Origin of the sequence: Natronosalvus amylolyticus, assembly GCF_024298845.1 — an archaeon.
Taxonomy (GTDB): domain Archaea; phylum Halobacteriota; class Halobacteria; order Halobacteriales; family Natrialbaceae; genus Natronosalvus; species Natronosalvus amylolyticus.
Genome location: NZ_CP101160.1, coordinates 147,235 through 163,555, shown reverse-complemented (window position 1 = coordinate 163,555; position 16,321 = coordinate 147,235). Strand labels below are relative to the sequence as shown.

General features: G+C 54.8%; 11 protein-coding genes. 4 read left to right on the top strand and 7 right to left on the bottom strand.

Annotation, left to right across the window (positions count from 1 at the left end; all coding sequences use genetic code 11):
• Nucleotides 1–330 precede the first annotated feature (330 nt).
• On the top strand, nt 331–2,349 hold the full coding sequence (locus tag NLK60_RS18575) for a primary-amine oxidase (RefSeq protein ID WP_254811077.1): 2,019 nt from the start codon (nt 331–333) through the stop codon (nt 2,347–2,349).
• Nucleotides 2,350–2,656: 307 nt separating this feature from the next.
• Nucleotides 2,657–2,803 (top strand): DUF7503 family protein, encoded by a 147-nt coding sequence (locus NLK60_RS18570; protein WP_254811076.1) that lies wholly within the window; start codon nt 2,657–2,659, stop codon nt 2,801–2,803.
• An 11-nt stretch (nt 2,804–2,814) separates the two neighbouring features.
• Here NLK60_RS18570 and NLK60_RS18565 read toward each other — a convergent pair whose 3' ends face one another.
• On the bottom strand, nt 2,815–4,911 hold the full coding sequence (locus NLK60_RS18565; protein WP_254811075.1) for a hypothetical protein: 2,097 nt from the start codon (nt 4,909–4,911) through the stop codon (nt 2,815–2,817).
• 9 nt (nt 4,912–4,920) lie between these two features.
• Complete coding sequence (locus NLK60_RS18560) at nt 4,921–5,541, bottom strand: DUF7504 family protein (RefSeq protein WP_425499106.1); 621 nt, start codon at nt 5,539–5,541, stop codon at nt 4,921–4,923.
• Between the two features lie 283 nt (nt 5,542–5,824).
• Here NLK60_RS18560 and NLK60_RS18555 point away from each other — a divergent pair, with 283 nt between their 5' ends.
• The gene (locus NLK60_RS18555) at nt 5,825–6,382 is read left to right on the top strand and encodes a flavodoxin domain-containing protein (RefSeq protein WP_254811073.1); all 558 of its coding nucleotides are present in this window, start codon (nt 5,825–5,827) and stop codon (nt 6,380–6,382) included.
• A 16-nt stretch (nt 6,383–6,398) separates the two neighbouring features.
• On the opposite strand, the gene NLK60_RS18550 is transcribed toward NLK60_RS18555, so the two are convergent.
• From NLK60_RS18550 to NLK60_RS18540, 3 genes are all read right to left on the bottom strand, one after another.
• A complete protein-coding gene (locus NLK60_RS18550) occupies nt 6,399–8,963 on the bottom strand; it encodes an efflux RND transporter permease subunit (protein ID WP_254811072.1) in 2,565 nt (854 codons plus the stop codon).
• 285 nt (nt 8,964–9,248) lie between these two features.
• Entirely contained in the window at nt 9,249–9,704 is a 456-nt protein-coding gene (locus tag NLK60_RS18545; RefSeq protein WP_254811071.1) for a DUF2267 domain-containing protein, read from the bottom strand.
• A gap of 135 nt (nt 9,705–9,839) precedes the next feature.
• The gene (locus NLK60_RS18540) at nt 9,840–10,730 is read right to left on the bottom strand and encodes a universal stress protein (RefSeq protein WP_254811070.1); all 891 of its coding nucleotides are present in this window, start codon (nt 10,728–10,730) and stop codon (nt 9,840–9,842) included.
• A gap of 309 nt (nt 10,731–11,039) precedes the next feature.
• Here NLK60_RS18540 and NLK60_RS18535 point away from each other — a divergent pair, with 309 nt between their 5' ends.
• Nucleotides 11,040–11,831, top strand: a complete 792-nt coding sequence (locus NLK60_RS18535; RefSeq protein ID WP_254811069.1) for an IclR family transcriptional regulator — start codon at nt 11,040–11,042, stop codon at nt 11,829–11,831.
• Nucleotides 11,832–13,406: 1,575 nt separating this feature from the next.
• On the opposite strand, the gene NLK60_RS18530 is transcribed toward NLK60_RS18535, so the two are convergent.
• Both NLK60_RS18530 and NLK60_RS18525 read right to left on the bottom strand, forming a co-directional pair.
• The gene (locus tag NLK60_RS18530; RefSeq protein ID WP_254811068.1) at nt 13,407–14,402 is read right to left on the bottom strand and encodes a cytochrome d ubiquinol oxidase subunit II; all 996 of its coding nucleotides are present in this window, start codon (nt 14,400–14,402) and stop codon (nt 13,407–13,409) included.
• Nucleotides 14,395–15,828: a cytochrome ubiquinol oxidase subunit I gene (locus tag NLK60_RS18525; protein ID WP_254811106.1), complete on the bottom strand. Its 1,434-nt coding sequence runs from the start codon at nt 15,826–15,828 to the stop codon at nt 14,395–14,397. Before NLK60_RS18525 ends, NLK60_RS18530 begins: the two co-directional genes overlap by 8 nt.
• Nucleotides 15,829–16,321 lie beyond the last annotated feature (493 nt).

The following is a 16,321-nucleotide window of genomic DNA, read 5'->3' as shown; positions in this document are numbered from 1 at the left end:
ACGTAAAACGGCTTCTCAGGCCAACGTGATTGTCAATCACTGGAGAGCGTTTCTCAAGTGGATTCCCAAATCTGAACGCCTGCGTGGAATCGATTGTGTGTATCGGGTTTCAGGCATGGGTCGACGTGTGGGCGGGGCCAGTGATTCGTCACGCCTCAACTGTAAAACGAGCCGATAGCGATTGTCGGGTTCGGCTCACACGTTCGGGCTTGCGGAGCCACTATTCGGGTTGGAAGCCTCGAGATCGCGCTCGAGCGACCGGTACCGAGGCTGGATGAAAACATGTCTTCGCACCGGAGGTTTAAGTCAATATGCGCCGGAACTTGTTCCATGGTATCATCCACCAAGATGATCGGTCATCCACTCGATCCGCTACAGCCATCGGAGATCGAAGCCGCGTATGACGTCCTCGTCACCGAACACGACCTTGGCAAGGCGAGCCTCTGCATCAAAGTCGAACTCGATGAGCCGTCGAAAGAAGCCATGCAGGCCTACGATGACGGAGGTGAAAGCCCAACCCGGCGCGCCAGAATCGTCATCCGGAAAAGCGCCGACCGGGAAACCATCTCTGCCATCGTTGACCTCGATGCCGAGTCGGTCGTCACCCTCGAGCACGTCGACGGACAGCCCTCGATTGCCATCGAGGAGTTCATCGAGTGCGAGGAAACCGTCAAAGCCCACGAAGAATGGCAACAGGCAGTAAAAGCCCGTGGTGTCGAGAACACTGATCGGGCGATGGTCGATCCCTGGTCGGTCGGCCACGAGTTTATCCCTGAAAGCGTCGATCGGTCGAAACGGTTGGCCCACGGCTTGACGTTCCTCCGACCCAGTGAGGACGTCGGGGACGAGGGATATGCTCACCCCATCTCAGGACTACACACGTTCGTCGACCTCGACCGCATGGAGGTCGTCGAAATCGTCGACTACGGCCCACCGGATGCGGAGAATCCCATCCCACCAAAGGGAATGGCCTATCGCGAGGGGGAGGTCGATCTCCGGGACGATCTGGCTCCGTACAACGTCGATCAGCCCGACGGTCCGAGTTGGAGCGTCGAGGGACGCAAACTCGAGTGGCAAAACTGGCACATGCGCGTCGGCTGGACCCAGCGCGAAGGGCTCGTCCTCCACGAAATCGGCTACGAAGACGACGGCGAGGTTCGCTCAATCATCGACCGGGCCTCCTGCGTCGAGATGTCGGTTCCCTACGGCGACCAGAACATCAACGACCGGTTCAAAAACGCCATGGACGTCGGCGAGTACAACATCGGTCGACTCGCCAAGTCCCTGACAAACGGCTGTGACTGTCTGGGCCACATGCATTACTGGGACGCCGTGATGAACACGGCCGAGGGAGAGGTTAACCGCCTCGAGAACGCCATCTGTCTCCACGAGGAAGACAACGGCACGCTCTGGGAGCGAAGCGACTGGCGTACCCAGTCCGACGAAGTTCGACGACGACGCCGACTCGTCGTCTCGTTCGTCGCAGCCGTCGGAAACTACGATTATATCTTCAACTGGTATTTCTACCAGGATGCGTCCATGGAGGTCGAGGTCCGGCTAACTGGGATCGACAGCGTCTCCGCCGTCGGCCCGGACGAGGATCCCGAAGGCTACGGCGAACTGCTCGCACCGCAACTCAACGGCCCCATCCACCAGCACTTCTTCAATTTCCGGCTCGATATGAACGTCGACGACGGGCCAAATTCACTCTATCGCGTGCAGAACCAGCAGGTGCCCGTTGGACCGGGCGGACTCGATCCGATGGGTGATGCTGACGAGCGGACGACGAACCCCGGCGGGCAAGCGTTCTATGCCGACCGGACGAAACTCTCAAGTGAATCACAGGCCAAAGACCTCATCGACCCGCTCAAGGGCCGATACTGGCAGGTCGTCAACCCCAGCGCCGAAAATTCGCTCGGGAAGTCGACGGGCTACCGACTGCTGCCCGGTGGCAACGTCGAAGCGGCGATGCAACCGGGTTCGAGCGTCCTCGAGCGTTCCGGCTTCATCAAATACCACCTCTGGGCGACCCCCTATCGGGAGAACGAACGGTTCCCGGCCGGCACGTTCCCGAATCAGCATCCCGGCGGTGCCGGTCTACCTGCCTGGACCGAAGCGGATCGAAATCTCGAGGAAGAAGACCTCGTGCTCTGGTACACCCTCGGGGTCAATCACGTGACTCGACCGGAGGATTGGCCAATCCTCCCCGCACAGGTCTACAGCTTCAAGCTTCAGCCCGTGAACTTCTTCGACGAGAGTCCGGCTATAGACGTCCCGCCACAGCACGCCATCGACGGGCAGGACGTGCCGGGGCATGGAAGTTGTCACGTGGACGCTGAGGACGACTGATAGGGATTCCTGCGCAATACGTCCTCGAGTTGACGGATTTTTCGTGACTGAACGATCATCCCACTCGAGAACGCCATTTCGGTATGTAGTATCCGTGCGTTTTCGCACATGCGTTTCGAATGCGAAGGGAGGTCCTCGAGATAGCGGATAGGGTGTGTTTGGTACTATGACACAAAGCTAAATCGAGAGTAGAGGTTCTGAGACAGCCGCTCACGCAATACTTCACAGACCAATCACATTGTTCCTTTAATCTTATAGTAAGAATATTTTAAATAATATAATAACAATCGCGCTCCCAGGTCACGATATGTCCCAAACGGACACCTCAAAGACGGCAGAATTCCTCAAGAACCACCCCCGGCTCATTGGCATGATGTTCGCAGCGATGATCCTGCTCTCACAGGTGGGGACAGTTGTCGCTGGCGGTCGATCTGGTACAACAGGCGGTATCTAATACCGAATCGTTCACAAACGCTCGAGTAACGTCGAACTCCATAGAAGTTCACCGGCATATTTCACAGGCATATCGCTCATTGTTAGATAGTTTTGTAAATCAGATTTGTCTATAACAATATCTTTGATGCTCCCCGAGGTTAGATATCTTTTATTCACACCAGGTATATACGGTGTGAAGAGACAACCCATATCCAGCGTATTATTGGGGTACGTTTCAATCTCAATGTCATAGAGGCCATCACCACGCTCCATGATTGAACAAACGTTTGGTGTGGCGTCCTCTCCATCCACAATCCGTACCTCACCATCTCCGATCACCAGATACTGATTGCCGATTAATCGCTCTTCAGTGGCGATGTTTGTCGCTGCTCGAAGCGAAAAACCATCAGACAGCAACCGTGCGAAGGTACCACCGATCTCGACGGCAGGTTCATTTAATACAGGTGACGCTGTCACAACTCCACCAATACATCCGCCCTGAATTAGCGCTTCACCCTGTGAATACGACTGACAACTGTTCAAAATAAACGCATCAACGTCATAGTCCCCGCAATCAGTCGCATCGAAATACGAATCGGCACACTCGAGGCCGCGACCATCGACGTGCCCGATGTAGTGGACGAAATCCAGATTCGACTGGAAGATGGAACGTAACCGATCGCTGGTGATATCCTCGACAAAACGCACACTCGCCCCGGTCTCTTCGAACCGGCGATAGGCGTCCGAGACGATATCACCCTCGGCGCTCATTTCCTCGTTGTTCACGACGACAACCACCTCCATGTCCTCGGGTTGTTTCAACGAGCGGTCGAACCTCGATTCGAACGACTCGAGCGTCGCCTTCGAGGCATCGAGCGGGTTGGAATCGCCGACGAAGGTCTGCTCGAGCGAATCCGCTCGCGGTGTATCGATGAACTCCATGTTCGGGTGCTCGAGCGATCCATCCCTGAAGAAATCCTGTAGTGGCTGAGGTGTTTCACGAACGTTCTCGACAGGTGTTGGATCGGGACACCGAATCGTCGCGAGGTCAGCGACCAAAAACGGCAAACTCTCGAGGTAGTCAGCGTCCGGCTGGACGTCTGCGGTGAGTCTCCACTCCGGCAACAGGTGTTCGAACGCCTCGAAGGGAACCTCGAGATAGCGCTCGATGCGTTCGGCAATCGGTGCCTCGTACAACGCGGCGAAATCGAGCGCGTCCGGACCCGCATCGTGGCCGGCGAGCGCCCGTTCAAACTCCTCTCGTTCGTGGAGCGGTACCTGGAAGTACCCCTCAGTTCGGGTAATACAATCGAGGAAGAAAACCTGCTGGAGTAACTGTGAAACCGCACTGTCGTAGGGCTCGTCGATACTGGAAAACGGCGTCCGTTTCGATGGCGTTCGCAACTGTGGCGTTCGACTGGGCAACACGTCAGCCCCGAGATAGAACGCTAACGGCGCAATGGGGTACAGATGTTGAAAGTCCGGCGGCACCTCGAGATAAATGTCGGTATCGGGTTTTTCCAATCCCGCCGTCGCGTTCTCGAGTTCGGCCTCGTCCTCGGTTCGCACGAGTTGGGGTGGATGACCACGAAACGTGGGGAACGACCGTTCGGGGGAGAGCGTTTTCAGCGAGGAGGCGAGGAAGGGAATCGCCTCGAGCAACGAATAGGGGTCGTCACTGACCGGAATCTCACCGGCTGGATGAGTGTGAAACGAGCGGACGCCGAGCGTGACGGTGTTCGTCCCACCGAAGAAAATCGACGTTTCGGCCTCGTTCGATACGACCTGGAGAGTCGTCCCGACCTGGAAATACGTCTTGATCGGGCCGGTGATATCGAAGATATACTCACCGGGTGGGAGAAACAGCGGGTCGCCGTTGGTCGATTCTGCGACAAAGTCGCCGTTCAGCGTCCAGACGTGCACGTCGTGTAACCCATCGCATTGGATCTCTGCGGTCTGAAATTCGACAGCAGCATCGACGGGGAACGCCATCGCCTCGGGATCGACTGGCTCGAGGGATACCGGGTCGGGAACGGTAAACCCCATCGAGGACCGTTCGATCGGGTCCCACAGGTCGATTTTCGCCCCCCGTCCACGAATCTCCGGGTGATTGAACTGGTTACTCATGTTTCCCCCTCATAGTTTGTGCCATGGTGTGATCGTATCCGCGTCTGGAAACCGCCATCGGGTTTCGGCTGACCCACCGTCAGGATTCCGAAGTTGAATCTGTACGTCGAAGTGGTCGATACACTCCTCGACCAACGGCGATTCGTTCGCAACCGGAAGATGATAGTGTGCCATTCCGGAAACGCCCTCGACGACGTCGGTCACCACCCGCAAAAACTGGCCCGCCTCGTACGAACAGTCGTTCTCGAGAATAGGGCGTAGTGTCAGAAAGGCCAGACGGAACTGCGATGGCTCGAGGCCATCCACGCTGGCATCGATATCGGCGATCGACTCACAGAGATTCCGTTGATACGATCGAAGCCAGCTCGATTGGGACGTGAGCGTGTGATCGATCGGTGAGTCGACGGTCGTCACCCCACGTTCGATGCCGCTTGTCGTGACTCGCTCGGGCGGTTGCTCGTAGCCAGTCAACAGATAGTGATTTGCCGGTGGCTCGAGGTCGGTACACGCGAGGAGTCGCTGTCGTGGAGTCTTCGCCTGGTCCGCCCCAAACAGGTTTCTCGTGGCGTGAAACGTCACTTCAGGAGCGACGGATCCGGTCACGAGAAGGTTACACCCAGTCCCTTTCATCAGCTCTAAACGAGATTGTAAAAACCCTGGCGTGCATTCTGTTGGGGACTCACCCCGAACAAACGCTTCCTCGTGTCGGTCCATTCAACCTGACATTCAATATAATTTACTATAAACGTATCGACCGATATTCCTTTTCGGGAGCGGTTAGCCTCCAGTATTGTTAATGGTGATACCATCAGAAGAGCATGTATCCAAAGGGATTTCGTTGCGATGTCACGGCATGAGGCAGTTCGTGTCACACGTTTAACCGTCTCGGGGTGGAAGTCACTCGAGATCGACTATGACAACGTTCCTCGTCCTCTATGGTACTGGCGAAGGCCAGACATCGAAAATTGCCACTCGAATCGCAGAACTCATCGACAACCGTGGTCACGACGTACGGCTGGTGGATGGTGGGGACGTTCCGGCAGCACTGTCTATCGATGATTTCGAAGCAGTCATCGTCGGCGCGTCGATTCACGCTGGCGCGCATCAATCCTCGGTTCGAGAATTCGTCGTCGATCATCGTGAGGCCCTCGAGCGGAAGCCGACTGCGTTCTTCCAGGTGTCGCTATCGTCCGCAGACGAAGCCGGTGAGACAAAAGCAGCAGAATACGTGGAGGGGTTCCTCGAGGAAACCGACTGGAACCCCGACCGAATCGGACTGTTCGGCGGCGCGTTACGATACTCGAAGTACGGCTTTCTGAAGCGATTGATGATGAAACAGATCGCCAAACGAGCCGTCAGCGAAATGCCAAAGGCGGATGCGGCCGGCGACATAGAATTCACTGACTGGAACGAGGTCGAGGCGTTCGCAGCCGATGTCTCGGCGTTCGTCGAGGGAAGGCTGGGGAGTTAGGTTGGCTCGAGCATGATCAACCACCACCGTCGGTCGTCGGTGACGAATCACTCGAGACACCATACTCAGCCCGTTGTGCCCACAGAATAAGCAAACTTGGAAGGACAAAGACGCTCAGCAGGAACGAAACGCCCAGGGCAAGTGCGACGATGACGCCGAACGACGTGAGTTGTGGCTCGGGGACGAGTATCAGTAACGAGAACGCACCGCCAGAGGTGATAGCGCTGCCGAGCAAGGCACCACCGGTGCCAGTGACCGCCTCTCGGAGTGCAGTAACGGTGTCCTGACCTCGCTCCAGTTCCTGGCAAAATCGGTCGCTGAGGTGAATGTTGTAGTCAATACCCAGGCCGATCGTAATGCTGACGAGCAATGCAGTCACCATCGTCAACGGCTGACCGACGAGATACATCCCGCCAAAAACGAACCCAAGCGCCAAAGCGATGGGAATCACGGTAATCGCACCGAGGGTAAAACTCCCGTGCACGAGCCGGTAAACGATCGACAACGCGACCAATACGCCAGCCAGAGCGAGCAATAACGTCCAGACGATACCGTCTGCGATTTCGCCCATCTCCGCTTCGTTGAGTGTTCCGGGTCCAACGGCTGTGACCTCGAGGTCGGAACCAGCAGCCATATCGCCAGCGATATCGTTCATGACGGCTGCCCGATCAGACCCATAGGTTTGCGTTGCCGGCACCTGCACCAACATCGATTCGTACTGCCCGTCATCGGTTCGCTCGAGGACCGCATCGGCCGCTTCAGGTTCGACCTCGTAGAGTTCGTCGAAGACCGCATCGACATCTCGGTCGGGAACTCCATCGTCGTTCGTGTCTGCAGCCTCGAGCGTCGCCGCGAACGACTCGTTTTCGGCAGCCGCCATCTCCATCACGGTGAGTACCGAGATCACGCGGACCTCACCGTTCTGCGAGAGAACGATGGTCTCGTCCTCCTCGCTTGCACGTTCGTGGCCGCGCTCGAGCGCCGTCATCCCTTCAGCAGTTGCGACACCAGCGTCGTCACTGGTCACGAGCATCGTCGTATAGCCAGTTCCACCGGCAGCGAGACCCTCCTGGTCGGTCTGGAACGACGTTTGCACGTACTCCATCTGTTCGACGAGTGGTGACTCGTGGCTTTCAACTGCCATCGGCCCCGGAAGCTCGGTCTGCCAGTCCGGAACGTCGTCGGGGTCGAACTGCTGCCAGGCCTCACGGTCGAGGTCGCTGAACGCCAGTCCACCGGCCAGGCCAGCAACCAGGACGAGAGCGATAACGGCGACGGGGGCCCGCCGAGCGAGTGTCACACCAATTTCAAGCACGCCGCTGAGATGTCGGCCTTTGCCGAGCGCCGTTTTCCGTCGGTCGTAGCCAAAGCGTTCCCAGAGTCCGTCAGCACTGACTTTCAATGCGGGAACCAGCGTGGTGAAGATGACCAGCGACGCAACCACGCCAAGCGTGATCGCAACACCCAGGTCACGGATGAGCGCGACGGGGCTGAACTGATTCGAGAGGAATCCGATTGCCGCCGTCACTGTGACGAGGACGAACGCGACCGCTACAGCGGCCGTCGACCGACGCAACGAATCTCGAATCGGATCTTCGGGCCCGCGGCGCTCCCTGTATCGCATGAAGACGTGGAAACCGAAGTCGATACTCAATGCTGCGACGAGAATGGGTGCGATGATAGCCGTCGTCTGATTCAACAGTCCCATCCACCCCATGAGGCCAGCCGTCCAGATGAGAGCGACCACAGTGCCGGTAAACCCGATCACGACGTCGGTGAGATCACGATAGGCGAAACCGAGTATCACGAGCAATAGGGCAAGGACCGCGGGGATAACGAGCCAGGCGATTTCGCTCAACAGCTGTTGGTTCAACTCGGCCCACACTGGCTGTCCGTCGACGTAAATCGCCGGCGAGTCGTACGCCTCAGCCGTCTCGAACAGTTCCTGTTCGATTTCGAACGCCGGGCTTCCGGTTTCCGGATTACCGGCCGATTCCTCGAATTCGAACGTCATCCGAAATGCCTCGGCGTTTGCTTCCCCGGGATCGGCCGTGGCCGGCAAGTAAAAGGCCGCGAACTCTTCGTTCGCGAGCACGTCAGCTATCGCCGCACCGAGTTCCTCGTCGCTGGCTGACTCGAGCGCTTCGTACTGTGCCCCGAGGTCCGCGTCCGGATCCTCGAGGAGTGTCATCGCGACTCGGTTTTGGACGCCGTCGACCCCATCAGCAACGAGTGGCTCGTCTACCGTCTCCGACTCCAGGACCTGTTTTTGATACTCGAGAGCCGTCAAAAGCGCCTCTCGCTCGAGTGCGTCTCCGTCATCGGCGATGACGTACACGTCCGTCGTGACCGTAGAATCGGCATCACTCTCTGCTGCTCCATAGCTAGCTTCGATGTACTCGAGAGCACCGTAGACGTCGGTGTTCCCCATGGAATCGTCGTCGATTCCCTCGTCGACGTCCCCCTGATCCTGCACGATACCAAAGCCAACACCAGCCGTCAACACGATCATGACGACGATGACCAGGCGATTGTGCGTCGTCACGAAATCCGTGAATTGGCGTGCTACGTCTCGAGTCATCGACCACCCCTCATTGGTTTGCCCCAGTCGATTATTTCTACTGCGAGACCCCAGTCCCTCATCATAGGCTAACCTGATCGTGGCATGTCACATAAATGTTTCAATAGTATACTATTAGAACACATACATTGTACAGACTTTGCTATTGGGTAAAATGAAGCGCCGCACCTACCGCCGCACCGTCTCGATTGAACTAACGCTCGAGAACACTTCAATTTCACCTCAAATTGGCAAGTCGTGTCGGTCACAAACGGGGATGTTCCATGTGCCCACGCTCGGCTCTCGTTACGACGATTGTGGCCCGCCACCCGTTTGGGCCTCTTCAGCCTCGCCCCAGCCGCCAGCATCGACGACTTCGAACAGTTTGCGCCAGTTCTCGTCGTCCTGGCTTTCGGGCAGTTGTTCGCGTAGCTGTCGGAAATCGGACTCCGGGACCTGTGTGTGAACGAGGTCGACGATTACTCGTGCGTGATAGGCCGCGTCCGCTGGATCAGTTCGCTCGATTTCGCTGACTCTCGAGATGAACTCTTTCCAGTCGAATCGCTGACCGTGATCGTGGACAGCACCGGTCATATACCACTGGATTTCCATGGGTAACGACGCCGCAAGGTCGTTCGCCGCTCCCTCGGGGATTCGCTGGCCGAGCGTCATGAGTGTAGCCCGAATTGCACGGACCGTTTCCCCAGTCCCCGAAAACTCGAGACGATGCTGGATCTGTCCGGTAAACTCATCGAAGTTCATATCGGTTCATGGGTTCGACCACGAGCGGTGGTATAAACCCCGGGTTCAGAAGGTGTCTGCGGCCTACGGACTCGAGGCTGTTCCCCGTTGGTCGACACTGGGGCGCAGCCACCAGGTAGAACGCATCCTCGAGCGTTACTCACCCTCGGTGAACGCACCACGTACCAAGGTCACCGGGTTGGTTGCGCGCCTCGAAACCGTTTCGGCGACACTACCGGTAATGATCCTCGAGGGAAGCGACCGCCCGTGACTACCCATGATAATCTGATCGAAATCCGCCTGCTGGGCCAGCTTCTCGATCGTTCGGGCGGGTTCACCAAACTGGAGTTCGGTCTCGACGACGAGCGACTCGTCAGCGACGACCTCGAGCGCGTCCTCGAGTATTCCTTCACCTTGCTCGGTCAGGTCGTCGACCAACGGTTCGAGATAGGTGCCTTCGATAGCCCCTGGCTCGGTGTCGAAGGGGAACGTGATCGTGTGCAAGAGGGTGAATCTGCCGTCCGGAAACAGCGTTGTCGCGTACTCGAGGGCGGCGAGCGATTGCTCGGAGCCGTCCACGGGAACGAGGATTCGGCCCGGAAGATCACGCTCACGTAAGGCCGAGTCGGGTTCGGGCACGATCGTCGTCGAGACGGAAGCGCGCCTGACGACAGCTTCGCTCACGTGCCCGAGAAACGGCCGTACGATCGGTGATTCGCCGTGACTCCCCATTACAACGTGATCGACGTCCTGGTCCACGATGTACTCGAGGATCGTCGAATGCGGGGTGCCGTGCTCGAGGATCGTCTCGAGGTCGACGCCAGCGTCGTCGGCTACCTCGAGCGCGTCCTCGAGAATCCGTTCGCCCTGATCTCGCCACCGCTCTTCGTTCGTCTGGGACGATCCAGCACTTCGATACGAATCACGATCCGTATCGATGACGTAAATAGCGGTGAACGTGGCGTCCGGAAACGAAACGAAGGCGTACGTAAGGCCAGCACTCGAATGCGAGGAGCCGTCGACCGGAACGAGGATATGTCGGGTCATGGTGTGGGGACCTCACATCGGTGATTCCCGATGAGAGATAGAGAATCGACACCATCCAGGTAAATAAAGCACAGACCCTTTATCCGAAGGATCGAAGCAGGGTATCTCGCAGTGGGTGTTCGAAATGAACGGGAGGTCCAGATTCCTGTCTCGAGACGTGACCAATCCTTCGAGCCGGAATCACACCCTCGAGTCGTCAGCTGTTCGAACGAGACGATTCGAAGAGTCAGTCGACTATCGGCCCACAGAACAGCCCATGGTCGTTTGATATACCCAAATATTAAACCGAGTGGCTGTGATAGGCCAGCAATGACTGCGTCAGAGGGGCGCCGAATCCAGACAGTTTTGAAGGCATTCGAGATTATCGAGGTGCTCAAGGAACTGGATAGTGCACCGATTCGCGAACTCGATACACACGTTGATCTATCGAAAGGGTCCCTTCACACCCACCTTGCAACACTCTGTGAAAGCGGCTTCGTTACCCAGGACGGCGACGAGTACAAACTGGGTCTTCGCTTCGTCATGATGGGAGAGTACGTCCGCAACCACATTCCGGTCTACATGGCTGCCAAAGACGAAATCGACGCCTTCGCAGAAGAGTGTGGTGAATACGCCCACCTCATCGTCGAGGACGACGGCCACGAGATTGCGCTGTACGAATCACGCGGCGATCAGGCAATCGCGACCGACTACCACATTCAACTCCGAGAAGATCCACAATTACTTCACAACAGTTCAGCCGGAAAAGCGATTCTCGCATCACTTCCGGAGTACCGCGTCGACGAGATTATCAAACAAAAGGGACTGCAAGCATCGACGCCAAATACGATCACCGACCCCGATGAACTCAAGCGGACACTCGAGACCGTCCGAGAACAGGGGTATGCACAGAACGACGAAGAGGAAATGCGCGGCATTCGGGCCGTGGGTGCACCAATCCGCGGACCGGATGGCGGGGTTAGAGGTGCAGTCAGCGTGACCGCGCCCACGAGTCGCCTCTCTGGAGACCGATTCAACGAAGAGATTCCAGCGATGGTGATGCGAACGGCGAACGTCATCGAGATCAATCTCGCAACCAAGGATTTCAACGACCGTCGGTGAGACAGTTACTGACACTATTTGCTGGTGATTGCCGGCCTGATAGGACAATCCCTCACAGAAAAATATAATAAATTGAAAATTGGGTCCAGCTGGTAGTTGTAGGTGATGAATCAATTGTCATTGCACCCGAGTCGATCTCGGACGGTTCCACTGATCGAGACTATTATATTTGCCTGCCGACACACGTTTCCCCCAGTCTGAAGAGTAGTTAATACTAAAATGTTTATTGATTGCAGTATCTTATAGGAAATAACGAGGGTCAATCGTCGGTGCACCCTCGCTATATTCCCTTTGAAGGCAACTCGGCAGAGTGATACGAAAGGCCAGCGATATCGAGCCATACCCAGCAGTGTCCAGCCGCAGGGTCGATGATAGCAGACCAGTTTTATTGAACCTACCATATTGATAGGTATTTCGATTTTATTACTTGTCCTCAATGTAAGGTTTTACCCGCCCCTCTGTTTTATCCACCGAAGCTAATCAAACCTATTGTTGGATTTTTACACTAAGTAGAGGGAATAATTATATTACATATGTAAACTGCTGGTGGCTGAAAACGCTTCACTCCAGGCAATTCAATCTTGTGTTCGGCAATTAAGATAATGCAAGCCTTGTACAGCAATCGGTGGTTTTTACGAAATGAATTGAGTTCAATAAGGACCGGATCTGATGAACCAAAATTGGAGGAAAAGTGACTTTTCCTAACTAATAGTAAGTCAAAATTATCTGTCTGTTTCTAATATACCTATAATATAATACCTGTTTGGAAATGAATGTTTGTAGGAGTAAGTCATATTTCCGTCCCCCAGACGAATAAAGTGCGTTTTTGTCAACCAAGACATGGTATAGTCGCAAGGTGTCAATCAACTTAGAGGGGTGCTGGCATCATTTATCTAAGTTTTCCCCAAGAGTTACAAAAACAAAAATTCCCGCAGTTATGTTTAATTTGTTGGCACTTCCTCCGGTATTTGGCAAACGAATGTCAGCAACATTAAACAGTTGCATGTATCATTTGCCACGGCCAAATCGACTCGGTAGCGGGGTGCTGGTGAATCGCTACGACCGCAATCGTTGCCTTCCTCCCCGCGTTGAATAGTAGTTGCCGATCCAACGCGGACGACCAAGCGACGGTGGTTGATCCGACAACATGGATTCCGAGGCAACGACAATCTGGGGAGAAAAAGAGACTAGAAGCGAAGAAACGCCACTGCTGACGGCGTTTTTTCACTCCCTCTCTCGCATAGATCGTTTGAGGGCTGCAATCCAAATGGTTGAACGACTAGCTTTGCTCGCCCTACGCGTTGGATCGGCAACATTGTGAAGGGCGAGGTTTTGCGCCTGTTCATCCCATAACTGGTGGACGAAAACGGATACTAGCCATCGGTTTCACCATAGGTGCAGGATTGGAAAGCCATTAAACGACGGCCTTCAGTGAAAATCCGGCTCTCGAGGTACAACGCTGGAACGATCGTGAAGACACCTTCGAGGGATTAGTCGGAGACGTAGCGATTGACCAGTCACAGAAAGACAGCAGAACACCACAAACCATTGCAGCCTGGTGACTCGCCAGAGATGTTAGCTGTAATGTTGGTCCGAAGTAGCTGGTCCGCTAAACAACGAGTATAGAAAGACGAAATAGCCGATGATGATCGGTATAAAGATTACCGCAAATATGGACGTTATATTGAGTGGGAGCGGAGAGACGATGGCATCATTAATCATCAAGCCCGCAGCAGGATCAATCCATGGGTACAACAAGGTCGCAATGAAGACGACTAACGTAGCAGCAAGACCAGATGCCGCTAGGAAAGACCCATGATAGCGTTCTCGTAACGTTGTAACAATGTTAGCGATGGCGAAGAACAATGTTACTAGAACGATCATCGCTGTCGATTTAGATAACAGGTCAGCCCGTATATCAGGGTATTGACTGAACAATACGATTGCCGTTGTCACAAACAAGAGAACGTAAGCCCCTGTAGCCAACTGTCCGCGCTTGACGACTCTATCACGAAGAGTTTCTCGAGTTTTGACGCCGAGGAAAGCACTTCCAAGAACGACAGTAAGCGCCACGACAGTCAGTCCGACTACCATCGGACCCGCCGCGAGTGCCGACTGTTCACCGAGGATCCAGCTAGCGACAAACATACCAAGGAGAAACGGCGAAAACGCACTCCCAGCAACGAAACAGCCGTCCCAGAACGTAACCCACAGCTCGTCGTCTCGTTCCTCCCTGAGTTTCGAACCGAGCCCACGGAGCGAGAGTGCGAATATTATCGCGAACACCAACAAGTAATGTCGTGAGAGTATGTTGGCATAGACAGCCGGAAAACTGGCGAACAAGACCGTCCCGAAGAGGACGAGCCACACCTCGTTTGCTTTCCACAATGGGCCAAACGCGGCGAGCATGAGAACTCGTTCTGATTCGTCAGCTTCAGCGTACAGGATACCGAGCCCGAAATCAAACCCATCGAGCAGGATATAGACACCTAGAGAGAAAACGACAAGTCCGAACCACAGTTCTGGGAGCGAATCGAGGATGTATGCCGTGTCTGAAAACATATCAGTCATCTGCGGGCACCCCAGGTGAATCGATTTGATCGTCCTCGTCAATGCCAACTTCGTGTCGTTGAGCCTCCTCGTTGACAATCCGTCTCAATATGTGAAGGAAAACACCGATTAATAAGATGTATCCAACGACGAACGCGATTAGTGTCAGTGTTGCTTCAGTCCCTGTCAATGGTGGAGAGACACCGTCAGACGTTTTGAGGACACCTTGAATAATCCAGGGCTGACGGCCGATTTCGGCGACGTACCAGCCAGTGATCAGGGCAACAAAACCAAGCGGTGAGGAGATCATTAGTGCTTTCAGAAGTCGATCATCGTGAGCGATACCTCCCTTCCATAAGCGATAAGTCCCCCAGCCACCGAGTGCGATGAACCAAAAGCCAAGTCCAACCATCGCCCGAAACGACCAGAACACCCAGGCTACTGGTGGGGAATCGTACTCAAAATCGTTGAGTCCAATTACTTCAGCGTTCGGATCACCACCGCTAGCAAGGAACGAGGCGAAGTGGGGAATGCTTATTGTGTAAAGGTTGTCGGCTCGAGGGTCAGTAATCGCTTCAAAATCCATTGGAATGGCAACGATGTGTAAGTCCGCAGCTCCTGTCTCGTAATGCGCCTCCATCGCAGCGAACTTGTGAGGCTGGGTTTCGGCAACGTGGCGACCATACATGTCACCATGAACGGCCTGGAACATCGACGTCAAGAAGAGGACGACAACGGCCACCCGAAGTGCAGTTTTCCAAACATCACTGTCACGATTCTTCCAGACGAAATAGGCTGCAATGCCCGCAATTAGCAACGTAACAGAGATGACAGCAGCGTTCTGCATGTGGACGTACATCCACGGGAAGCGTGGATTGAAAAATGCCGCCAGCGGATCGGTGAGTTCAGCGATCGGGACGCCCTCTTCCATTACGATTTCGTAGCCGCGCGGTGTCTGCATCCAGGAGTTGACGACCAAGATCCAGAACGCCGAGAGCCAGGCACCGAGTGCAACCATAAACGATGAGAAGGCGTAAAACCGATCTGACACCCGTTCACGACCAAACAACAGGACGCCGAGAAAAACCGCCTCGAGGAAGAAGGCCATCTTGGCTTCGAATGAGAGCGGGCCCCCAATCAGTTCCCCAGCAGTCTTGGAAAACGCGGCGAAATTGGTCCCGAACATAAATCCCATCGGAATGCCGGTCACGGTCCCCATGATGAAACCGACCGCGAAGATCTTTGTCCAGAACGCTCGGAGTCGTGCGTATCGTTGCTCGCCAGTTCGAACTTCTTGGACGGTGAAATAAACCAGAAACGGCGCAAGTCCGACAGAGAGCGACGCAAAAATGATGTGAATTGTGATTGCCCATCCAAACTGAATACGACTGGCGAGTTCAGGTGAGAGAAATGTGAGTATCGGCCATAGTTCGGTTATCAAAACCATCAGTACGGCATCAATTGTTGGCAGCGTTTCACTAAGGTGCATCTATTGTCACCAGATATATGCAGAGATGGGTTTCAGCGAAGGTAAGGAGCACTTCGTCTATGTCCAAGTTTCGACCATCAAACCAATACATCTATTATTCACTGGCCGGTGTTCGATAATAGTCTCGAAAAAATACACTATCTTTTTCGAAGATCAACAGTGAGATATTCACTGTGAATAATTCTATGGTAGCCAACTCATAATATAGATGCTTATACTTTATTGACATATAGTGCAAGCTTTCCGCGTCTTCAGGCAAGGGCTTAATTGCGGAGGAATGAGCGAAATAGATGCACGATTAGAGGTTTACCGAACTCATTAGCCAGTGAAATTCAGTGTACATACTATCGTATGACAGCGTCGTGGTCGGTGTGTGAATCGTATCACTGGTTACTGTATATTCGTCATTCCGATGGTGTGGCCGCACTGTGAGTCGTCGCTGAGACGAACC

Coding starts and splice junctions, on each gene's coding strand:
- NLK60_RS18560 (WP_425499106.1), bottom strand. CDS start 5,541: ATGAAAGGGACTGGGTGTAACCTTCTCGTGACCGGATCCGTCGCTCCT.
- NLK60_RS18525 (WP_254811106.1), bottom strand. CDS start 15,828: ATGGTTTTGATAACCGAACTATGGCCGATACTCACATTTCTCTCACCT.
- NLK60_RS18530 (WP_254811068.1), bottom strand. CDS start 14,402: ATGACTGATATGTTTTCAGACACGGCATACATCCTCGATTCGCTCCCA.
- NLK60_RS18555 (WP_254811073.1), top strand. CDS start 5,825: ATGACAACGTTCCTCGTCCTCTATGGTACTGGCGAAGGCCAGACATCG.
- NLK60_RS18575 (WP_254811077.1), top strand. CDS start 331: ATGGTATCATCCACCAAGATGATCGGTCATCCACTCGATCCGCTACAG.
- NLK60_RS18550 (WP_254811072.1), bottom strand. CDS start 8,963: ATGACTCGAGACGTAGCACGCCAATTCACGGATTTCGTGACGACGCAC.
- NLK60_RS18545 (WP_254811071.1), bottom strand. CDS start 9,704: ATGAACTTCGATGAGTTTACCGGACAGATCCAGCATCGTCTCGAGTTT.
- NLK60_RS18540 (WP_254811070.1), bottom strand. CDS start 10,730: ATGACCCGACATATCCTCGTTCCGGTCGACGGCTCCTCGCATTCGAGT.
- NLK60_RS18535 (WP_254811069.1), top strand. CDS start 11,040: ATGACTGCGTCAGAGGGGCGCCGAATCCAGACAGTTTTGAAGGCATTC.
- NLK60_RS18565 (WP_254811075.1), bottom strand. CDS start 4,911: ATGAGTAACCAGTTCAATCACCCGGAGATTCGTGGACGGGGGGCGAAA.
- NLK60_RS18570 (WP_254811076.1), top strand. CDS start 2,657: ATGTCCCAAACGGACACCTCAAAGACGGCAGAATTCCTCAAGAACCAC.